Raw genomic sequence first — 19,478 nt, 5'->3', positions numbered from 1 at the left:
CATGCACCTGCTGCGGACCCAACCCGGCGGCTTCGTGCCGGACGACAGCATCGCCGACCTCGGCCAGACCCCCGCCGACCTGGTGATCCTCTGCAGCGGTGATTCACACCTGGCGCTGCTCGCCGAAACCGCCGAGCAACTGCCGGCGGACTTTCCCAGCGTGCGCCTGGCCAACCCGATGCAGGTGCAGAACCATGCCTCGGTCGACCTGTATGTCGACCAGGTGCTGCGCCATGCCAAGGTGATCCTGGTATCGCTGCATGGCGGCGTTGGCTACTGGCGCTACGGTGTCGAGCAACTGGTCGAACTGGCGGGGCGTGGGGTCGAGCTGATCCTGGTGCCTGGTGACGACCGTCCCGATCCAGAGCTCACTGACCTCGGCACGGTGCGCGGCGAACAGGCCGAGCGCCTCTGGCACTTCCTGCGCCAGGGCGGCAAGGCCAACGCGGTGAACCTGTTCAACTGCCTGGCCAGCCGGTGGCTGGGGCGCGATTACCCGTGGGATGAGCCGCAGCCCTTGCCGCGCACGGCGGTTTACCATCCGATCAAGGCCACGGCGCGTCTTGAGGACTGGTACGCCGAGTGGCACCCGGAGCATCCGGTGGCGCCGTTGCTGTTCTACCGTTCGCACCTGCAGGCGGCCAACACGGCGTTCATCGATGTGTTCTGCCAGCGCCTGCGGGCCTGCGGGCTGAACCCACTGCCCATCGCAGTGGCCAGCCTGAAGGAGCGCGCCTGCCTGGACCAGGTCGAGGCCTGGCTCGACGAGGTGCAGGCCGAAGTGGTGATCAACACCACCGGTTTCGCCCTGTCCAGCCCCGAACAACCCAACCTGCGTCCGCTGCGCCGTGATGTACCGGTGCTGCAGGCCATCTGCGCGCAGGACAACCAGTCTGGCTGGGAGCAGAGCGAGCAGGGCCTGGGCGCCCGCGACCTGGCGATGCACATCGCCCTGCCGGAACTGGACGGGCGCATCATCACCCGGCCGGTGAGTTTCAAGGACCTGGCCTGGCGCAGCGAGCGCAGCCAGTCCGATGTAGTCTTCTACCGGGCCCATCCCGAGCGCATGGACTTCGTCGCCGAGCTGGCACGGCGCTGGGTGACCCTGGCGCGCCTGGACAACCAGGAAAAGCGCGTGGCCCTGGTGCTGGCCAACTACCCGACCCGCGACGGGCGCATCGGCAATGGCGTCGGCCTGGACACGCCGGGCGCGGCGCTCAATATCCTCGAGGCCCTGCAAGCGCAGGGTTATCCGGTGGCCGGCCTGCCCGACAGCGGCACCGAGCTCATTCACCAACTGCTCGGCGGGGTCACCAACGACCTCGATCACCTCGACCAGCGCCCCTGCGCCCAGAGCCTGGCCCTGGCCGACTACCAGCGCGCCTTTGCCGCGTTGCCCGAGGCCAACCAACGCGCGGTGCTGGAGCGCTGGGGGCCGCCCGAGCAGGATCCAATGTTCCGCGGTGGACGCATGATGGTCGCCGGCCTGCGCTACGGCCTGACCTTCGTCGGTATACAGCCGGCGCGGGGCTATCAGGTGGATCACAGCGCGGTGTACCACGACCCGGACCTGGTACCGCCCCATGGCTACCTGGCGTTCCACTTCTGGCTGCGCAACGGCTATGCCGCCGACGCAGTGATCCATGTGGGCAAGCATGGCAACCTGGAATGGCTGCCGGGCAAGGGCGTGGGCCTGTCCGCCGAGTGCTGGCCGGATGCCTTGCTCGGCCCGTTGCCCAACATCTACCCGTTCATCGTCAATGACCCGGGGGAGGGCGCCCAGGCCAAGCGCCGCACCCAGGCGGTGATCATCGACCACCTGATGCCGCCGCTGACCCGTGCCGAGACCTATGGCCCGCTGCGCCACCTGGAGCAACTGGCCGACGAATACTACGAGGCGCAGTTACTTGACCCGCGTCGTGCCCGCGAGCTGCAACGGGACATTCTCGAACTGGTCAAGACCCACCATATCGACCGTGAGTTGCAGCTCGAAGGCCAGATGGAAGATGCGGCGGTGTGGTTGCCGCGGCTGGACACCTACCTGTGCGATCTGAAGGAATCGCAGATCCGCGACGGCCTGCACGTGTTCGGCCAATCGCCGCAGGGACGTTTGCGCAGCGATACGCTGCTGGCGTTGCTGCGGGTGGCACGGGGCGATGGCAAGGGCGGCAACGCCAGCCTGATCCGTGTGCTGGCCAAGGCGTTGGCGCTGGGTTTCGACCCGCTGGACTGTGACCTGGGGCAGGCGTGGGACGGGCCGCGCCCGGACCTGCTGGTGCAACTCGACGCCAGCCTCTGGCGAACCTGTGGCGATACCCGCGAGCGCCTGGAGTTGCTGGCGTTGTCACTGATAGAGCAGGCCCTGCTGGGCACTCTCGCGCTATCGGACGGGCTCGAATGGGAGGCGGTGCGCGCGGTGCTGCACACGCTGGTCGAGCAGGTCGCCCCCGACCTCGACGCCTGCGGCGCTGCCGAGATCGATGGCCTGCTGGCGGCCCTGGCCGGTCGTTTCGTCCCGGCCGGGCCCAGTGGCGCGCCCAGCCGCGGCCGGCTGGACGTGCTGCCCACCGGGCGCAACTTCTATACCGTCGATGTGCGCAACCTGCCCACCGCCACGGCCTGGCGCCTGGGGTTCGCCTCGGCCAACCTGATCCTCGAGCGCCACCTGCAGGATCACGGCGACCACCTGCGCCAGCTGGGCCTGTCGGTGTGGGGCACGGCGACCATGCGCACCGGCGGCGACGATATCGCCCAGGCCATGGCGTTGATGGGCGTGCGCCCGGTGTGGGCAACTGGCAGCCAACGGGTCGATGACTTCGAGATCCTGCCGCTGAGCCTGCTCGACCGGCCACGGGTGGACGTGACGCTGCGGGTGTCGGGCTTTTTCCGTGACGCCTTCGGCAACCTGATCCGCCTGTTCGATGCCGCCGTGCAGGCGGTGGCGGCGCTAGACGAGCCGGACGACCTCAACCCCCTGGCCGCGCGGGTGCGCGCCGAGCGCGAAGCGCTGCTCGGGGCCGGCGTCGAGCCCGAGCAGGCGACGCGGCAGGCCGGCTGGCGAGTGTTCGGCGCCAAGCCCGGCGCCTATGGGGCCGGTGTGCAGAACGCCATCGACGGACGCCTGTGGCACAACCGCGACGATCTGGCCGAGGTCTACCTCAACCATGGCGGCTACGCCTATGGCACAGCCGACGAGGGCACGCCGGCCCGCGCCGTGTTCGCCCAGCGCTTGGCGCAGGTGCAGGCGGTGCTGCAGAACCAGGACAACCACGAGCACGACCTGCTCGACTCCAACGATTACTACCAGTTCCAGGGCGGCATGCTGGCAGCCGCCGAAACCCTGGCCGGCACGTCGCGGGCCAGCTACCACGGCGACCACAGCCAGGCCGACCGGCCGCGGGTGCGCACCCTCAAGGAAGAACTCAACCGGGTGATCCGTGCCCGGGCGCTCAACCCCAAGTGGATCGACGGCGCCAAGCGCCATGGCTATAAAGGTGCCTTCGAACTGGCTGCCACGGTCGACAACCTGTTCGCCTTCGATGCCACTACCCACCTGATCGACGACCATCATTACCAGGGCTTGGCCGATGCCTATGTGCTCGACCCGGCCACCCGTGATTTCATGCGCGAGCACAACCCCGAAGCCCTGCGCGACCTTACCGAACGCCTGCTGGAAGCCCAGCAGCGCGGGTTGTGGCAGGAACCGGGCGACTATCGTGAAAGCCTCGAGCAGCAGTTGCTCGCCGGCGAGGAAGACAGCTGAACATGAGTGAACCCTTACAATTCCCCCTGGCCGCCGTGGTCGGCGCCGACGACCTCAAGCTGGCCCTGTGCCTGACGGCGATCGATCCGAAGATCGGCGGCGTGCTGATCGAAGGGCCGCGGGGCATGGCCAAGAGCACCCTGGCCCGGGGCTTGGCCGACCTGCTGGGCGACGGCCCGTTCGTGACCCTGCCGTTGGGTGCGACCGAGGAGCGCCTGGTCGGCACCCTCGACCTGGATGCCGCCCTGGGCCAGGGCCAGGCGCGGTTTTCGCCGGGCGTCCTGGCCCATGCCGATGGTGGGGTGTTGTACGTCGATGAAGTCAACCTGTTGCCCGACCCCTTGGTGGACCTGCTGCTGGACGTGGCCGCCAGCGGCACCAACCGCATCGAGCGCGATGGCATTTCCCACCGGCACGCCGCTCGTTTCGTGCTGATCGGCACCATGAACCCGGAGGAGGGCGAGCTGCGCCCGCAGTTGCTCGACCGTTTTGGCCTAAACGTGGCCTTGGAGGGTTTGCCGGCGCCGGAGGCGCGTCAGCAGATCATTCGTCGCCGGCTGGCTTTCGACAGCGATCCACAGGCGTTCTGCGATCAGTGGGCCGAACAGCAGGCGGCGTTGCGCGAGCGCTGCCGCTCGGCCCGTGAGCGCCTGGCATCGATCGCCCTGGACGACCAGGCCCTGGCCTGGATCACCGAGCGCTGCTTCGCCGCCGGGGTGGACGGCTTGCGTGCAGACCTGGTCTGGCTGCGCGCGGCGCGGGCCCATGCCGCCTGGCGGGGTAATTCGGTGATCGAGGAGGCGGATGTGCAGGCGGTTGCCGAGTTTGCCTTGCGCCATCGGCGCCGCACCGAGGCACTGCCACCCCAGGCCACTTCGGCAGGCGGGCAGGCGAGTGCGCAGGAGGCGCCTGGCGGTCAGGGCGATTGGGGAGCATTGCCTGCGCAGCCAGTGGCCACAGGTGCTCGGCGCGAGGTGCCGAACTGGGCAAAAAAGCCCTGAGCATCCGCTCGCGCCATGATCGGGTGGCGGATGCCAGGCCTCGCGTCGGTCATTTGACGGGGACTTCCCGGGGCCGCCCGCGCACCAGCGATAGTGGGCGTATCGCCTGGTTGGCGACCTTGCTCAAAGGGCGGCCACGCCAGCGCCGCGACCTGTGCTGGCAACAGCGCCAGGCCCAGGCGCCGGAACTGTGGTTGGTGATCGTCGATGCGTCGGCGTCGACCCGACGCAACCAGGCGCTGGCCCAGGCCAAGGGACTGCTGGCCGGGTTGTTCGATGAGGCCTATCGGCAACGTGCGCGTCTGGCCTTGCTCACGGCCAGCGGCAACCGGCCGCAGTGGCAGCGCCATGGCCTGAAAGCCTCGGCGGCGTTGCAGCCCTGGTTGCAAGCGCTGGGGGCGGGCGGCGGTACACCGTTGCCGGCGGCGCTGGAAGAGGCGCGTCAGTGGTTATTGGCCCGGGGCAAGCGCTTGCCCTATGAGGTACAGCGCTGCCTGGTGTTGACCGATGGCCGTCTGCAACAGGGCCCGGCGTTACAGCCGCTTCCTTGCGTGACGTTGCTGGTGGATATGGAAACAGCGGCAGTGCGCGTGGGCCGGGCACGCCAACTTGCCGAACAACTGCAGGCCGACTATCGGCATATCGAGCAGTTCGCGGTGATCAAGTAAACATGTAACTGCGACAGGATGTCGCAATTAAAAAGCTTCCCCGACAGTGGGGAAACTTGCACAAGTGCGTGGCAATCACGCACTTGTGGCCCAGTGCTCTTTTACTTCGGCATCGACCAGGGTTGCAGGTCGTAACCCTTGCCGGACAGTTCGGCGCGCACTTCCTCGATCAGGCTGGCCCATTGCGCGGGGTCGGAATAGACGCGCGAGGACACTTGCTTGCTGCCGATACGGGTGCTGGTCCGGTCGATCACTGCCAGGCTCAGCTCACCAGTACCGTTGGGTGCATCCCAGGCTACGCACTGGAAGGGTTCGAAGGCGTGGTCGGCGATCAGCAGTGCTTCGTTGACACGGAGCGGGGCGTTCATGGTTCGGTCTCTCTCATGGTCCCAAACAGCGAAATAAGGTGCCGCGGTGTTACTCCATAAAAGTGTACAGCGCGGGGTTATTCGTACTGATGCTCCAGATCAGGGTTGAAGTCACATGGCCGTTGAAATTTTTTATATCGGCGATGTTTTCCTGACTGCCCATCGCGCCTAAGACGGTAATTGAGTCGGAAAATTCCCAGCGCGGCATGCGGCTTTCTTACCGGGCTGACCAACGGTAGTGGGGAGCGTCAACTTCATTGCTACTGTTAATTCGGGCGTCGCAACTGTCTGTTTACAGTTAAAAAACCATAATCTGGCGCCAAGGAAAGGTCATGCTCGATACCGCATCCCTCCGCCGCTTGCTGATCGTCGACCCCTGCGACGATTGCCACCGCCTTTTGCCGGGACTGCGCAGCGTTGGCTGGGATGTACGAAGTTGCACACTCGAGGCGGCCATGGAGCAGCCCTGCGATGTCGGCCTGGTGCGCCTGCAGGCCTCGCACCTGCTGCATCCCGAGGCGGTCAAGGACCTGATCAAGCGCAGCAATACAGAATGGATCGCCGTGCTCAGCGCCGAAGAGTTGCGCCTGCAGAATGTCGGTGATTTTGTCTGCGAGTGGTTTTTCGACTTCCACACCTTGCCGTTCGACGTCTCGCGGGTGCAGGTCACCCTGGGTCGCGCCTTCGGCATGGCGCGGTTGCGTGGCAAGGGCCCGGTGCGGGTGGACGAGCCCGAACACGAACTGCTGGGCGAGAGCCGGCCGATCCGTGAGCTGCGCAAGTTGCTGGGCAAGCTGGCACCGACCGAGTCGCCGGTGCTGATCCGTGGCGAAAGCGGCACGGGCAAGGAGCTGGTGGCGCGTACACTGCACCGGCAATCGCAACGGCGCGACAAACCCTTCATCGCCATCAACTGCGGTGCCATCCCCGAGCACCTGATCCAGTCCGAGCTGTTCGGCCACGAAAAAGGCGCGTTCACCGGGGCGCACCAGCGCAAGGTGGGGCGTATCGAGGCGGCCAATGGCGGCACCCTGTTCCTCGACGAGATCGGTGACCTGCCGTTGGAGTTGCAGGCCAACCTGCTGCGTTTTCTCCAGGAGAAGCACATCGAGCGGGTAGGGGGTAATCAGCCGATCGCCGTGGACGTCAGGGTTTTGGCGGCGACCCATGTGGACCTGGAGAAGGCCATCGCGCTGGCGCGCTTTCGCGAGGACCTGTACTACCGGCTCAATGTCCTGCAGGTGGTGACCGCGCCGCTACGTGACCGGCATGGCGACCTGTCGATGCTGGCCAGTCATTTCTCCCAGTTCTACAGCGCCGAGACCGGCCGGCGCCCGCGTTCGTTCAGCGACGGCGCCCTGGCGGCCATGGGGCGCCACGATTGGCCGGGCAATGTCCGCGAGCTGGCCAACCGGGTGCGGCGCGGCCTGGTATTGGCCGAGGGCCGCCAGATCGAAGCGCAGGACCTGGGCCTGCAGGAGCTGCAGGAGCAGGACCAGCCATTGGGCACTCTGGAGGACTACAAGCACCGGGCCGAGCGCCAGGCGCTGTGCGATGTGCTGAACCGGCACAGCGACAACCTGAGCATCGCGGCCAAGGTGCTGGGCGTTTCCAGACCGACATTCTATCGTTTGTTGCACAAGCATCAGATTCGCTGACGCCAGGGGCTGCTTTGCAGCCCTCTTCGCGGCACAAGGCCGCTCCTACAGGGGGCGCGGTCCTCTGTAGGAGCGGCCTTGTGCCGCGAAAGGGTCGCAAAGCGACCCCGGCAATCTTTAATTGATGCGGTCATACCCCAACAAATGCAAAACTCTTGAAGGGATGACCGTTACAACCAAACTTCAACTCGACTGCGCAAGATGCCCATCCGCCAGTTCCTCCACCGTCTCCGGCTCATCCGGCAGCGCGGTAATCACGCTGAAATCGCTCACTTCCACCTCGCCGCCGCCATACCCCAGCAGATGGAAGGAAAATGCCTTGCGCACGGTGGGGTTGTCGAAGTCGAACTCCATTTCCAACGGCTCGTCGGCCGTCACCCGCATCTCTTCGGGCAACCCGAGCTGTACGTCCTGCTCCAGCTCCTTGGCCTTGAGGCGGATGTACGCCGCATGCCGGGGATCCAGCGCCCGCACCTTCAGACGCACACGGGTGCGCGACCCTTCGGGCATTTCCAGGTACTGCGCGCCGATCAGGTTGTCCGCCCAGTCATCCTTGATGCGTTCCGCCAGGGCGATGGGTGAGGGGCCACCGAACTGGTAGCGCAGGTTGAGCGGGGTCTGCAGCAGCGACTGGTCGAGGCTGGCGGCCAGCAGATTGAGCTGCGGACCGAGGCTGTCGTCGCCACGACCGAGGAATTTGGCCTGCTCGGCAATGAACCCACTGCTGGCATAGCGTCGGCAGCGTTGCTGGAAGTCGCATTCGCTGAGGGTGCCCTGGCCGTCGTGGTAGCGCAGCATGCCATTGGTGTAGGAGATCATCTCGCGGCCGCTGTCGTAATCGCGGTACAGCGAGCGTCCGCCCAGGGCCGCCGGGATCGGCAGGGCGAAGTAGTCGAGCAGGGAGGTGCTCAGGTCGATGTGGCCGTAGGTGCCCTGCTTGAGCCTGGGCAGATGGGCCTGCTCCGGCGCCAGTGTGAGGTTGAAGCCCCAGGCCGAGGCCAGGCGCACGCCGTCGATGCCATGGGATTCGTCCGAAGTGACGATCACCAGGGTGTCCTCCAGCACGCCCTGTTTCTCGAGGTTGTCGAGGAAGCCGCCCAGGGCATCATCAAGGTAGGCAACCGCGGCCTGCTTGGGCGTGTCGAAGCGTTGCAGATAGGCGTCGGGCGCCGAATAGGGCTGGTGGGTGCCGACCGTGAGCAGGGTGAGCATCCACGGCTGGGGGCGCTTGCGCAGCTCGCCGACGTAGTCGAGCGCACCTTCGAAGAAAGCGCGGTCATCCTTGCCCCAGGGGAATTCCAGGTAGTTGTCGTTGGCGAACCACTCCAGGCCGTGCACCGCGTCGAAGCCGATGTGCGGCATGATCCGGTCCTTGGCCATGAAGCGCAGCCCGGCGCCCTGCAGGTAATGGGTGGCGAAACCGGCTTCGCGCAACTGGGCCGGCAGGCACGCCTGGTTGCGTTGCTGCTGGGTCAGCAGCTCGACGCCCTTGGGCGTGCCGTTGGCCAGCTTGTCGTAGTCGCCGCAGAGCATCGCGTAGAGACCGCGAATGGTCTGGTGGGTGTGCAACACATAGTCAGGGGTGTTCATGCCGCGCTCGGCCCACTGGCTGAGCCGCGGCATCAGGTCCTGCTCGAAGCGGCTGCCCAGTGCTTCGCGGTTGGGGCGCAGGTAGGCACCGGGGATGCCCTCGACGGTGATGATCAGCAGGTTGCGCGCTTTGCCTGGGGCGTCGAGCAGCTTGGCGCCATTGAGGTCGGATTGGGTCAGGCCGGCGCTGGACAGCGCCGTGACCGCCGGCACATGGCCCATGCCACGCAGGGCCTGATGCTGTAACTTGCCCACTGCTGCCGACAGCGCCTGGTGGGTGAGGCCGTACTGTCGCCACTGGTCGGCGTCCGAGGGCGCCAGTTGCTGGCCGCCCCAGTGCAGGCCGAACAGCGCCACGGGCACGGCCCAGAGACGCCGTGGCAAGGGTGCGCCGGCAGGCGACCGCCATACGCTCGTCAGCCATATGCCAAGGCCTGCGACCAGCAGGGCGGGCAGCCAGGCATGGGCGAGGGCGCCGGCGGTGGAGTTCTCCATGAACTGCGGGTCGACCAGATAGGCCAGGTCGTCGACCGTGGGCAATCGGCCGACGGCACTGACCAGCTCGGCGGATGCCACCCACAGGCCACCCCAGGCCAACAGCAGCGGCAAGGCCAGCCACCAGGAGCGACGATGGGCGAGCAGCAACAGCAGGCTGCCGATGGCGAGGTCCGATAGGTAGCCGAAGGGGTTGGACCAGCCCAGCAGGGCGCGCGCGGTCAGCGGAATCACCAGCACCAGGATTGCCAGCGTGGCAAGGCGGGCGCGAGGGTGACCGAGCAGGTTGTTCACGAAACTTTCCTTATTGCCATTAAATCGTCACAAAACTGTGCGCGATGATAGCAGGCCGATGCCAGGAAAGTCGGTCGCTACAAAACCGGTAACCAAATCCCGGGCCCTGGATCGGGCCCGGCTGGAGGGTCAGAAGTAGTACGGGAATTTCAGGCTGAACGAGAAGTCCGGCGAGTCCTCGGTAAGGCCGATGGACAGGTTGGGGACGATGGTCAGGTTGTCGGTGGCGGCGAAGGTCAGGCCGATGTTGAAGTTGGCGGCGTTGTAGTCGCTGTTGGTGATCGACTGCCAGTCGCCGCCGTCCGGCTTGATCTTGCTCTTGCTGGCGAACTGGTCGGTGACCGAGAACGACATGCTCATGCGTTCGTTGAGGGCAAAGGCGATACCGCCGCCGATCTGCCAGGAGTCGCCCAGTTTCACATCACCCTTGACCTTGCTGTTGACCTGGGGGCTGATGTCGCTGAACGAATCCTGCATGTTGTAGGTGTAGGACAGGCTGGCGAACAGCACGGCGGGGTCGAAGGTCTTGACCAGCGAGATGCCCGGCGTGATCGCCCAGACACCGTTGCCGGTCGGCAGGCTCTCGGGCACCGACAGGTTGTTGTTGGTCGGGTCCTCGACCAGCTTGATGCCATAGGGGTCCTTGCCGGTAGGCGCCTTGACCCGCAGGGTGAGCACCGCGTCGGGCCAGTTCTCCGATTCGTCGAGGAACTTGTAGGCCACGCCGACGTTGACGTCGCCGATGGTCGGATCGCGGGTGACCGACGCATCGGAGGTGACCGGTCCGGCACCACCGGCGCCACCGGAGGAATAGGTCGATTCGCGATAAACGATGGGTACGTTTATATCGAACTGCCAGCGTTGATCCATGTTGTAGCGGGCGGTCAGGTCCAGGGTCCAGTTGTCCGCCTTGATCCGGTCGAGGTTGATGTTGCCGAGGAAGATCGAGTCGAGGGCGAGGAAGCCGTTGAGCGTCAGGGCGCGGGTATCGTAGTGCGTGTAGGTGATGCCGGTCTCGACGCTGAACTTGCCGCCGCCGAAGAAGCCGCTGGCCTCGTCATACAGGTTGGAAACGCTTTGCGCGGGCTCCGAATCGTCCTTGAGCGACTGGCCGTAGGAGCTGCCAGTGCTGCCCGGGGCGCCGGATGCCACGGTCTGCGCGCCTTTGGCCGGTGTCGAGGGGGACTTGGTCAGGCGCTTGGGCGGTGGGGCTGCCGGGGTTTCCTCGACCTGGCGCACGCGCTGCTCAAGCACCATCAGGGCATTCTGCTGGGCTTCGTAGCGTTGTTTCAGTTCGCGCAATTCCTGCTTCAGTGCCTCGACCTGAGGGTCCGGAGCCGCATACAGCATTGTCGCAGGGGCCAATGTACTCAAGCAGACTACAGCTCTGAACGTCAACGATCGTTGCATGGGTTAGCCGTCCCTTCTGACTACATACGATGAGACTGAGCGTAGATCAGTATCCGAGGGCGCGAAGACCTTTGAGCTGGTCAAGATTGCCGTTCAGCGCGGCGGCGGGTACGTTGTCGCGCAGCACGACGTTGAGCGAGGTCAGGTTGCTTACCTGGTTGCCGCTGCCGAGCAGGGTGGCGTTCTGCATCAGCCCGCCCTGGGCGATCTGCTGCAGGGTACTGCCCTGGTTGTTGCTCGCCACGACGTTCATTTGCACGCCGGTACCGCTCGCGGAGACGCTCAGGGACCCTGCGGCGTTGCTGCCGACCAATGTCGAGCCCGCAGCCAGCACCTGGCCTTGCTGCGGCGCCTCAGGGGCCTGGTTGGCCTTGGTAACGTTGATGTCGACGTTGTTGTTGGCCAGGTTGTTGTCACCGGCCGCGCGCACCACCTGGGTGACGCCGACGGTGGTGTCCAGGCCGCCGCCACCGGTGACGCTGCCGGTGCCCCTGGCGCTGGACGAACCGCTGCCTTTCTCGTCGATCATGGACACATAGAACTGTGGCTTGATGGTCGACTGCTGCACCTGCATCGAGGTCTTGGCGCCGATGACATCGCCATTGGCGTTCTGCCAGGTGCTGCTCATGACCACGCCGAAGCTGATGATGCGCCCCGGCAGTACATAGCGTCCGCGCAGATTGGCCAACTCCTGATCCTTCAGTTCAATGGGTTTGAACGTCTCTGCCTGGATGGGCAGGGCGGTGGCCAGGCAGATCAGGGTGAGCCAGGCTGGAGTCTTCATGGGATGCTCCCGACGCGTCGCGCTCGATTATCGTTAGAAGAAGTCGCTGCGGATGAAGCCGAAGTCCATCAGTTCGGCATCCTTGACCGGAGTGAAGTTATTGATGCGATCTTTTGCGCTCAACGGCAGGGGCGGGTCGAGCAAGGCATTGGTCTTGTCGTAGCCCTGGCCGATCACGGCGAAGATGATGCCGTTCCAGCCCTTGAGGAAGTCTTCGACCTTGTAGCGTTTGTGGCCGAGTACCGGGTCACCGATGTAGACCCAGCCCTTGTCGACCCGTTGCAGGACCACGAAGTGCTTGTAGCCACGGATGTCCATCAGCACCACCACGGGGATGCGCACGCTGGTCAAGGTGTCAGCGGCGACCCGGTAGCCGCGGGCACGCATGCCGAGGCTTTCCACGTAGCGTTTCATGTCGAGCATCGAGAAACCCTGGACCTTGACCAGTTCCTGGTCGGCGTGGGCCAGCATGCCCTCGATGATCGTGTGTTCGTCCACGTCCAGCCAGTAGGCCTGGCGCAGGATGGTTGCCAGCGCCGCGGCGCCGCAACTGAAATCGGTCTTCTGTTGCACCAGGTCGGCGAACTTGCGTTCGCGGATGCTCTGGATGGGCTTGTAGATCACCGCGCCCCCCGGCAAAACCGAAAGCGGCATCTGCGCCGCTTCGCTGTAACTGGCCATGCACAGCAAAAACGCCAAGGCGATCATACGCATGGTCCTGCCCCCCGATCCTGTTGAGGAAAAGGCCCCCCGAAGGGGGCCTCAAGGTCACAGCTGTCAGAACGAGGTGTTGGAGATGGCCAGCGAGTTGCTCTGTTGGTTGCCCACACCGGCTGCCACGTTGACGCCGAGGTTGCCGCTGCCGCCATTCACCGAGCCACTCAGGGTGGCGGTGTTGGTCACAGCGTTAGCCCAGCCGGTAGGAGTCAGCACCTGGAACGACACGGTGTTGCTCAGGTCGAACGAGCTGGATTCCTCGAAGCTGCTCGAACCGGACTTCGAGGACTCGGAGGCTTTGCTGCCCGATTTTTCATACGAAGAGTCGTAGGCTTTCTCGAACGAAGAGTCGTAGGACTTCTCGAACGAGGAGCTGGAAGACTTCTCGCGCGATTTGTCATACGAGGCGTCGAGCGAGGCGGTCAGCGACGCATCGAACGAGTCGGTGCGGCTGCGCTCGTGGCGGCCGTAGTCGGTGGAGTGGGTCACGCTGCCGTTTGCGGCGGCATCCAGCGAGGCGGTCAGAGAACCACTTGCCGAGGAGGCCGACTCGTGGCTACGCGAACCGCTGGCGTCGGAGCTCTTCGAGCCACTGGCGTTCCAGCTCTTGGCGCCGGCTGCTTCCCAGCTCGACGAGGAGCTGCGGTCCTTGCTGTAGCTGGAGTCCCTGTTGTACGAGGCGCTGCCGCTGGTGCTGGTGGTCAGGGTGATGGTGTCGACGCGGTACTCGCGGTCACCGTTGTTGTTCACCACCAGGCCAGGACCATTCTGGTCGGCGGAGGCGGTGGCCGTGGCGTTACCCAGCGGCGCATTGGAGTTGGCAATGGCCATGGTGTTTTTCTGTTGGTTCAGGTCGCCACCGGCAATGTTGATGCCCATGTTGCCGCTGCCGTTGTTGCCCGAGCCGCTCATGATGCCGGAATTGGTGGTGCCGTAGTTGGTGACCTTGTTGTTGTTGCTGTACTGGCGCACGTCGGCGGTGGCCGATGCCGAGCCGAACACGAAGGTGTTGTCCAGGCTCGAGTCGGCGCCGGCATTGGCGATGGCGGCGGCGTTGTCCTGCTGGTTGCCGGCGCCGGCTGCCACGTTGACACCGACGTTGCCGCTGGTGCCGGAGGCCGAGCTGCTCATCTCGGCTTCGTTGACGGTGCCTTCGTTGCGGATGCGGTTATTGGTGCTGCTTTGCTTGTCCCAGGCATTGGCGGTTGCATACACCGGGATCTTGGTAGGAGGAGGGGTGTGATGACCGTTGTTGTGGCCGTGGCCATTGTTGTGTCCATGGCCACGCGGATCATTCTGCCCAGCTTGTACAGCCACAGCCATGATCGCAGCAATTGCGAAAACCAGAGGCTTGAGTGCCATCGAGGGTTTCATGGTGGTTCTCCGTACTTTATTTTAGGTTAAGTGTTGTTGTTACCTGATTGGGTCAATCTGCGACCCGGATGCTCAGGGTGTTGGCCGTTCGGTTTCCCACCCCGGCACTCTGATTCAACTGCACCACGCCACGGCTACCGGTAAATGCCTGGTCGCTGGTGCTGACCTGGCGGTGGCCGGGTGTCTGGGCAGTTGGATCCGAGCTGTTGACCAGCGCCACGTTCTGTTGCAGAAGGACGCTGTCGTCGATGCTTTGCGGTTGGGCACTGACGCTGATGCGCAGTGCGTTGGCTTGCTGGTTGCTGGCGCCGGCACTCTGGTTGACACCGAGGATGCCGTTGCCGTGACTGAAGGCCGTGCCCTGGATGCTGGACTGCGCGTCCATCGAAGGATCGACCTGGGTGCGCAGGCGCTGGCGGATCTGCGTGCTGGCGTTGGCGTCGTGGCCGATGGCGATGGCCCGGGCGTTGACCTGTTGCTGTTGGTCGCCGGCCGCCTGGTTGACGCCAAGGTTGCCTTGGTATTGCGCGCCGGAGCTGTCGATGGTGGCGTTGTTGATCACGGGGGATTGGGCGAAGGCCGAAGCACTGCACAGCGTGGCCAGGATCAGCAGCGAATGCCTCATGTCATTGGCCTCCGCCGAGCACTTTCAACGCGCCCAGGCCTTGCTGGACGTTGGAGTTGACCATGTTGGCGATGCCGTTGCCGCCCGAGCCCGAACCACGTCCGCCGGCGATGTTGGGCAACTGGGTCTGGTTGCCGATGTTGGCGCCGATGGTGTTGGTCTGCTGGGTGATCAGCGAGTTGATCCCGGCGCCGCTGGTGATGCCGGCGAAGTCGCCATCGCTCAGCTCGCTGGTCTGCTTGAGGATGTGCGCGGAGGGATTGGTGTTGACGGTGACCGGGTTGGGGTCGGGCATTACCGGAGCGCGTATAGCGCTGCGGGTCTGCACTTCGCGGGTGATCACGACGATGCCGTTGTCTGCCTGGGCGGGCAGGCTGAAGCTGGATCCCAAAGCGCAACCAAGCAGCAGGAGGTGACAGATCTTGCCTTTTTCTGGTTTCCCCACGATGGCAATTCCTTCTTCGGCGTCTGGGCCTGGGGCCGCGTTGCCAGAAGGAGAGCAGAAGCTGTGCCGGTTTTTGTTATTGCTTGAGAATCAGGATCTTGGGTGGGAAGCACTGTTGCGTCAGAGAATTGTTGTATCAGTGCTGAGACAGGCCCCCGGTGAGTTGAGGGTCAAACCCTGCAATACCGGGCTTCGAGGGGAGGTCGGCGCAGGTGTATCACCGCTGTGACATTGCCCCCGAAACTGCGGGATTACGCGCAAATCCGGGGGCTATGGCCAGTCGGTGTGTATCAGTGATTTAACATTCAGTGGGGAAAATCGGGGCTTTTCCGTCAAGCAAGCGTTGCACCGCCTTCAGTACCTTGGCGCTGCGTTGTGGCCAGTCACCGTCGATGATCTGCAGATTCTGTCGATGACGCTGCAACCAGGCCAGGCTGTCGTCGAAGAACGCCTGGCGTTCCTCCAGCCGGGGCTGGCAGCGTTGTCCGTCACCGACCCATTCGACGCCCTCGGGACGCAGCAGCAGGTGCAGGTCGTAATGGCGCGCCTTCAGCGCTTCTTCGATCCAGGCAGGGCAGTCGTTGAACAGTGCGCGGCTCCAGAGGATGTTGCTGAGCAGGTGGGTATCGAGGATCAGCAGCTCCGGCGCCTGCGTTCGGCCATGATCTTCCCAGTCCAGTTGGCCACGGGCGATGGTGGGAATGTCGGCGTAGCAGGTATCGCGCTGTTCGCATTCCATGAAGTGGCGGACATATTCACCGACCAGCACGCCGCCGAAATGCGCCTGGATCTCGCCGCTCAGCCAGCTCTTGCCGCTGGACTCCGGGCCGCACAGCACCAGGACCTTCATGCCGCCGCCAGCGCCGGATCGCGGCGCCACTCCAGCCAGCCGCGCACGGCGATCAGGGTGAACAGGGCGTAGAGCGCGGCGGTGAGGTACAGGCCCTTGTACAGGAACAGGCCGACGAAGATCACGTCCACCACTACCCACAACGCCCAGCACTGCAGGCGCTTCTGTGCCATCCACAGCTGCGCCACCAGGCTGAAGCCGGTGAGGGCGGCATCCAGCCAGGGCTGGGCGGCGTCGGTCCAGTGCGCCATGCCCGCGCCCAGCAGCAAGCTGGCCAGCAGGCCGGCCGCCAGGCCCTTGAGCATCGGCGCAGGGGCCAGGCGGGTGATCTGGCGGGCGTCCTCGGTACGGTCAGGTCGGGTCCACTGCCACCAGCCGTACAGTTGCAGCACCGCGTAGACCAGTTGCAGGAGCATGTCCGAGTACAGCTTCACCTCGTAGAAGATCCAGCTGTACAGCACCACCATCACCAGGCCGATCGGCCAGCACCAGGGGTTCTGCTTGACGGTGAGCCAGACGGCGATGACGCCGAGCGCGGCGGCGAAGAGTTCGAGGCCGGACATCGGCGATCCTTGGGCGGGGAAAGGGCGGGATGCTAACCGCTTCGAGCGGCACGCTTCAAGCTGCGGGCGGAATCGGATCGGCCCGCAGCTTTCCGGCGCTAGACCCTGAACTGGCGCAGCAGTTGCTCCAGCTCCTCGCTCAGCCGCGCCAGGGCCGCCCCGGCGTCGCTGGACTGACGCGCGGCCTCGGCGGTCTGTTGCGACAGGTCGGCGGTTTCGGTGACGTTGCGGTTGATCTCCTCGACCACATGGGACTGCTGCAGGGTGGCACTGGCGATCGAGGCGTTGAGCGCGCCCAGGTTGCCCAGTGCCTGGCTGATGGCATCCAGGCTGCTGCCGGCCTCGCGGGCCTGCTCGACGGTCTGGCGCGAGGCTTCGCTGCTGGTGTCGATGGCCCGTACCGCGGCCTCGGACTGGCCCTGCAGGTGTTCGATCATGGTCTGGATCTCGGCGGTCGACTGGGCGGTGCGCTGGGCCAGCAGGCGCACTTCATCGGCGACCACGGCGAAACCACGGCCCTGCTCGCCGGCGCGGGCGGCCTCGATGGCGGCGTTGAGGGCGAGCAGGTTGGTCTGCTCGGCGATCGAGCGGATCACCTCGAGCACACCGCCGATCTTGGTGCTGTGGCTGGCCAGCTCACGGATCACCTGCACCGCCTGCTCGATGGTCGCCGAGAGCCGGTCGATCTGCTGCAGGCTGCCGTGGATCGCCTGCTGGCCATGGCCGACCTGGGTCTGAGCGTTGCGCATCTCGCTGGAGGCCTGCTCGGCGTGCTTGGCCACATCGTGCACGGCGTAGGAAACCTCGTTGATCGCGGTGGCCACCTGGTCCATCTGCAGCGATTGCTGGGTACTGCGGGCCTGGGCTGCACCCGCGTTGTCGCCGACATGGCCGGCCGACTCGGCCAGGTGATGGGCAGCGCCCTGCAACTGGCCGACCACGCCCTGCAGCTTGCCGTTGAAACGGTTGAAGTATTCGCCCAGAAGGGTGATTTCATCGCGGCCATGGGTATCCAGGCGCCGGGTCAGGTCGCTTTCGCCACTGGCGATGGTGCCCATGGCTTGTACCGCCTCTTGCAGCGGGCGGGCGATGCTGCGGGCGATCAGCATCACCAGCAGGGCCATCAGCATGGCAATGCCCAGGCCGACCAGCGAGGCGTCGCGCAGTTGGCGGGCGAACTCGGCCTGCACGTCGTCGACGTAAACGCCCGAGCCGATGATCCAGCCCCAGGGTTTGAACAGCTGGATGTAGGAGGTTTTCTCCACCGGTTCGCTGGCGCCGGGCTTGGGCCAGCGATAGTCGACCGGCCCCGCGCCCTGGCTGCGGGCCAGGGCGACCATCTCGTTGAACACGGCAAAGCCATCCGGGTCGCGGATGGCCGAGAGGTCCTGGCCATCGAGCTTGGGGTTGGCCGGGTGCATGACCATCTTTGGTTGCAGGTCATTGATCCAGAAATAGTCGTTCTGGTCGTAGCGCAGCCCGCGCACCACTTGCAGGGCTTGCTGTTGCGCGGCCTCGCGGGTGAGCGTGCCGGCGGCCTCCAGGCCCTGGTAATACGTCAGGATGCCGGCGGCGGTCTGCACCACGTGGCGGGTCTTTTCGGCCTTGGCCTGGTACAGGTCGCCGTGGAGCTGGCGCAGCATCAGCAGGCCCAGCACCAGCAGCATGGCCACGGCGACCAGCAGGATCAGCCACAGGCGGCGGCTGATCGACATCGACCTCAGGGTCTTCATGATGCGTTACTCCAGTCTTTGTTCTTTTTATCCAGGGCATCCAAGCATGCTTTGCCGCCGGTCCCCACTCGACCAACGGCTAATGAGTCTTTCTTGACATCCTGTGTAGCAGGTAACGCAAGCCTTGAAACACAGGCTCTGCTAGGATTTCGGCCGCGCCAGATGAAACCTTTAGGCTGCTGGGCTTTTCAGCTGGCCTTGGGGGCCACTGTCGCTGTAAAAAGCACGCGCCGCGTGCGGCATCATTGAGTCAATCAAAACAAGCGGCCTGCCACGCGCAGCGTCGCACTTGGGGGAAAGATGGATTTTTGGAGTGCCTTGCAGGCAATCATCTTGGGCGTGGTCGAGGGGCTGACGGAGTTCCTGCCCATTTCGAGCACCGGGCACCAGATCATCGTCGCCGACCTGATCAACTTCGGCGGCGAACGCGCCATGGCGTTCAACATCATCATCCAGCTGGGCGCAATACTGGCGGTGGTGTGGGAGTTTCGACGCAAGATCTTCGACGTCGTGCTGGGCCTGCCCACGCAGGTACCGGCGCGACGCTTTACCGCCAACCTGCTGATCGCCTTCTTCCCGGCGGTGATCCTGGGCGTGCTGTTCGCCGACCTGATCCACGAGTATCTGTTCAACCCCATTACCGTGGCCGCCGCACTGGTGGTGGGCGGGGTGATCATGCTGTGGGCCGAGCGTCGCCAGCATCGGGTGGAAGTCGATCATGTCGATGACATGCGCTGGAGCCATGCGCTGAAGATCGGTTTCGTCCAGTGCCTGGCGATGATTCCGGGGACTTCGCGATCGGGTTCGACCATTATTGGCGGCCTGCTGTTCGGCCTGTCGCGCAAGGCGGCCACCGAGTTCTCGTTCTTCCTGGCCATGCCGACCATGGTCGGCGCGGCGGTGTATTCGGGGTACAAGTACCGTGAGCTGTTCCAGCCGGGCGACCTGCCGGTGTTCGCCCTCGGTTTCGTGGTGTCGTTCATCTTCGCGATGATCGCCGTGCGTGGGTTGCTCAAGTTCATTGCCAATCACAGCTATGCGGTGTTTGCCTGGTACCGGATTGCCTTTGGCCTGCTGATCCTGGCGACCTGGGAGTTCGGTTGGGTCGACTGGTCGACGGCGCACGGTTGACATGGCCCG

17 protein-coding genes and 1 pseudogene are annotated in these 19,478 nt (G+C 64.8%); 5 read left to right on the top strand and 13 right to left on the bottom strand.

All coding sequences use genetic code 11. The features are described from left to right. The first annotated feature begins 1 nt into the window (after window position 1). The 3 genes from cobN to VUG52_RS15320 are packed head-to-tail and all read left to right on the top strand — an operon-like array spanning window position 2 to window position 5,432. Window positions 2-3,763: a cobaltochelatase subunit CobN gene (gene cobN, locus VUG52_RS15330; protein WP_331831711.1), complete on the top strand. Its 3,762-nt coding sequence runs from the start codon at window positions 2-4 to the stop codon at window positions 3,761-3,763. Window positions 3,764-3,765: 2 nt separating this feature from the next. Next, a complete protein-coding gene (locus tag VUG52_RS15325; RefSeq protein WP_050705487.1) occupies window positions 3,766-4,764 on the top strand; it encodes an ATP-binding protein in 999 nt (332 codons plus the stop codon). 53 nt (window positions 4,765-4,817) lie between these two features. Continuing rightward, complete coding sequence (locus VUG52_RS15320; RefSeq protein WP_256205986.1) at window positions 4,818-5,432, top strand: vWA domain-containing protein; 615 nt, start codon at window positions 4,818-4,820, stop codon at window positions 5,430-5,432. A gap of 101 nt (window positions 5,433-5,533) precedes the next feature. Here VUG52_RS15320 and VUG52_RS15315 read toward each other — a convergent pair whose 3' ends face one another. Beyond that, a complete protein-coding gene (locus VUG52_RS15315; RefSeq protein WP_028690802.1) occupies window positions 5,534-5,800 on the bottom strand; it encodes a hypothetical protein in 267 nt (88 codons plus the stop codon). 49 nt (window positions 5,801-5,849) lie between these two features. After that, window positions 5,850-6,008: a hypothetical protein gene (locus VUG52_RS15310; RefSeq protein ID WP_156329628.1), complete on the bottom strand. Its 159-nt coding sequence runs from the start codon at window positions 6,006-6,008 to the stop codon at window positions 5,850-5,852. 124 nt (window positions 6,009-6,132) lie between these two features. Here VUG52_RS15310 and VUG52_RS15305 point away from each other — a divergent pair, with 124 nt between their 5' ends. Further along, the gene (locus VUG52_RS15305; protein WP_050705488.1) at window positions 6,133-7,458 is read left to right on the top strand and encodes a sigma-54 dependent transcriptional regulator; all 1,326 of its coding nucleotides are present in this window, start codon (window positions 6,133-6,135) and stop codon (window positions 7,456-7,458) included. 183 nt (window positions 7,459-7,641) lie between these two features. Here the strand turns inward: VUG52_RS15305 and VUG52_RS15300 are convergent, their stop codons facing one another. The 11 genes and pseudogenes from VUG52_RS15300 to VUG52_RS27275 form a co-directional block, all read right to left on the bottom strand. Beyond that, a complete protein-coding gene (locus tag VUG52_RS15300) occupies window positions 7,642-9,837 on the bottom strand; it encodes an LTA synthase family protein (RefSeq protein ID WP_331831707.1) in 2,196 nt (731 codons plus the stop codon). Between the two features lie 129 nt (window positions 9,838-9,966). Next, window positions 9,967-11,247: a hypothetical protein gene (locus tag VUG52_RS15295; RefSeq protein WP_050705490.1), complete on the bottom strand. Its 1,281-nt coding sequence runs from the start codon at window positions 11,245-11,247 to the stop codon at window positions 9,967-9,969. Window positions 11,248-11,293: 46 nt separating this feature from the next. After that, window positions 11,294-12,031, bottom strand: coding sequence for a hypothetical protein (locus VUG52_RS15290; protein ID WP_050705491.1), 738 nt, complete (start codon window positions 12,029-12,031; stop codon window positions 11,294-11,296). A gap of 33 nt (window positions 12,032-12,064) precedes the next feature. After that, window positions 12,065-12,745, bottom strand: a complete 681-nt coding sequence (locus tag VUG52_RS15285; protein ID WP_050705492.1) for a C39 family peptidase — start codon at window positions 12,743-12,745, stop codon at window positions 12,065-12,067. Between the two features lie 63 nt (window positions 12,746-12,808). After that, window positions 12,809-14,122 (bottom strand): hypothetical protein, encoded by a 1,314-nt coding sequence (locus tag VUG52_RS15280; RefSeq protein ID WP_050705493.1) that lies wholly within the window; start codon window positions 14,120-14,122, stop codon window positions 12,809-12,811. A gap of 52 nt (window positions 14,123-14,174) precedes the next feature. Then, window positions 14,175-14,747: an adhesin gene (locus tag VUG52_RS15275; RefSeq protein WP_084942182.1), complete on the bottom strand. Its 573-nt coding sequence runs from the start codon at window positions 14,745-14,747 to the stop codon at window positions 14,175-14,177. Window position 14,748: 1 nt separating this feature from the next. Further along, entirely contained in the window at window positions 14,749-15,192 is a 444-nt protein-coding gene (locus VUG52_RS15270; RefSeq protein ID WP_050705495.1) for a hypothetical protein, read from the bottom strand. A 298-nt stretch (window positions 15,193-15,490) separates the two neighbouring features. Then, window positions 15,491-16,042, bottom strand: coding sequence for an AAA family ATPase (locus VUG52_RS15265; RefSeq protein WP_050705496.1), 552 nt, complete (start codon window positions 16,040-16,042; stop codon window positions 15,491-15,493). Continuing rightward, on the bottom strand, window positions 16,039-16,605 hold the full coding sequence (gene pnuC / locus VUG52_RS15260; RefSeq protein ID WP_262952171.1) for a nicotinamide riboside transporter PnuC: 567 nt from the start codon (window positions 16,603-16,605) through the stop codon (window positions 16,039-16,041). Before pnuC ends, VUG52_RS15265 begins: the two co-directional genes overlap by 4 nt. A 98-nt stretch (window positions 16,606-16,703) precedes the next feature. Further along, on the bottom strand, window positions 16,704-17,438 hold the full coding sequence (locus tag VUG52_RS27280) for a methyl-accepting chemotaxis protein (protein WP_371263141.1): 735 nt from the start codon (window positions 17,436-17,438) through the stop codon (window positions 16,704-16,706). A 138-nt stretch (window positions 17,439-17,576) separates the two neighbouring features. Then, window positions 17,577-18,248: pseudogene (locus tag VUG52_RS27275) on the bottom strand (cache domain-containing protein); the annotation flags it as partial. 390 nt (window positions 18,249-18,638) lie between these two features. On the opposite strand from VUG52_RS27275, the gene VUG52_RS15250 reads away from it, so the two are divergent. Continuing rightward, window positions 18,639-19,469, top strand: a complete 831-nt coding sequence (locus VUG52_RS15250; protein ID WP_050705499.1) for an undecaprenyl-diphosphate phosphatase — start codon at window positions 18,639-18,641, stop codon at window positions 19,467-19,469. Window positions 19,470-19,478: the final 9 nt, after the last annotated feature.

The sequence above is a fragment of the Pseudomonas sp. LH21 genome, from assembly GCF_036549575.1.
Taxonomy (GTDB): Bacteria; Pseudomonadota; Gammaproteobacteria; order Pseudomonadales; family Pseudomonadaceae; genus Aquipseudomonas; species Aquipseudomonas peradeniyensis.
The sequence above is the reverse complement of the archived record's forward strand: the minus strand, read 5'-3'. Positions and strand labels throughout refer to the sequence as shown.

What these genes read in the sequence shown, in the direction of transcription:
- VUG52_RS15290 (WP_050705491.1), bottom strand. Translation starts at nt 12,031, where the DNA reads ATGAAGACTCCAGCCTGGCTCACCCTGATCTGCCTGGCCACCGCCCTG.
- VUG52_RS15265 (WP_050705496.1), bottom strand. Translation starts at nt 16,042, where the DNA reads ATGAAGGTCCTGGTGCTGTGCGGCCCGGAGTCCAGCGGCAAGAGCTGG.
- VUG52_RS15325 (WP_050705487.1), top strand. Translation starts at nt 3,766, where the DNA reads ATGAGTGAACCCTTACAATTCCCCCTGGCCGCCGTGGTCGGCGCCGAC.
- VUG52_RS15295 (WP_050705490.1), bottom strand. Translation starts at nt 11,247, where the DNA reads ATGCAACGATCGTTGACGTTCAGAGCTGTAGTCTGCTTGAGTACATTG.
- VUG52_RS15280 (WP_050705493.1), bottom strand. Translation starts at nt 14,122, where the DNA reads ATGAAACCCTCGATGGCACTCAAGCCTCTGGTTTTCGCAATTGCTGCG.
- pnuC (WP_262952171.1), bottom strand. Translation starts at nt 16,605, where the DNA reads ATGTCCGGCCTCGAACTCTTCGCCGCCGCGCTCGGCGTCATCGCCGTC.
- VUG52_RS15250 (WP_050705499.1), top strand. Translation starts at nt 18,639, where the DNA reads ATGGATTTTTGGAGTGCCTTGCAGGCAATCATCTTGGGCGTGGTCGAG.
- VUG52_RS15310 (WP_156329628.1), bottom strand. Translation starts at nt 6,008, where the DNA reads ATGCCGCGCTGGGAATTTTCCGACTCAATTACCGTCTTAGGCGCGATG.
- VUG52_RS27280 (WP_371263141.1), bottom strand. Translation starts at nt 17,438, where the DNA reads ATGGACCAGGTGGCCACCGCGATCAACGAGGTTTCCTACGCCGTGCAC.
- VUG52_RS15315 (WP_028690802.1), bottom strand. Translation starts at nt 5,800, where the DNA reads ATGAACGCCCCGCTCCGTGTCAACGAAGCACTGCTGATCGCCGACCAC.
- VUG52_RS15285 (WP_050705492.1), bottom strand. Translation starts at nt 12,745, where the DNA reads ATGCGTATGATCGCCTTGGCGTTTTTGCTGTGCATGGCCAGTTACAGC.
- VUG52_RS15275 (WP_084942182.1), bottom strand. Translation starts at nt 14,747, where the DNA reads ATGAGGCATTCGCTGCTGATCCTGGCCACGCTGTGCAGTGCTTCGGCC.
- VUG52_RS15305 (WP_050705488.1), top strand. Translation starts at nt 6,133, where the DNA reads ATGCTCGATACCGCATCCCTCCGCCGCTTGCTGATCGTCGACCCCTGC.
- cobN (WP_331831711.1), top strand. Translation starts at nt 2, where the DNA reads ATGCACCTGCTGCGGACCCAACCCGGCGGCTTCGTGCCGGACGACAGC.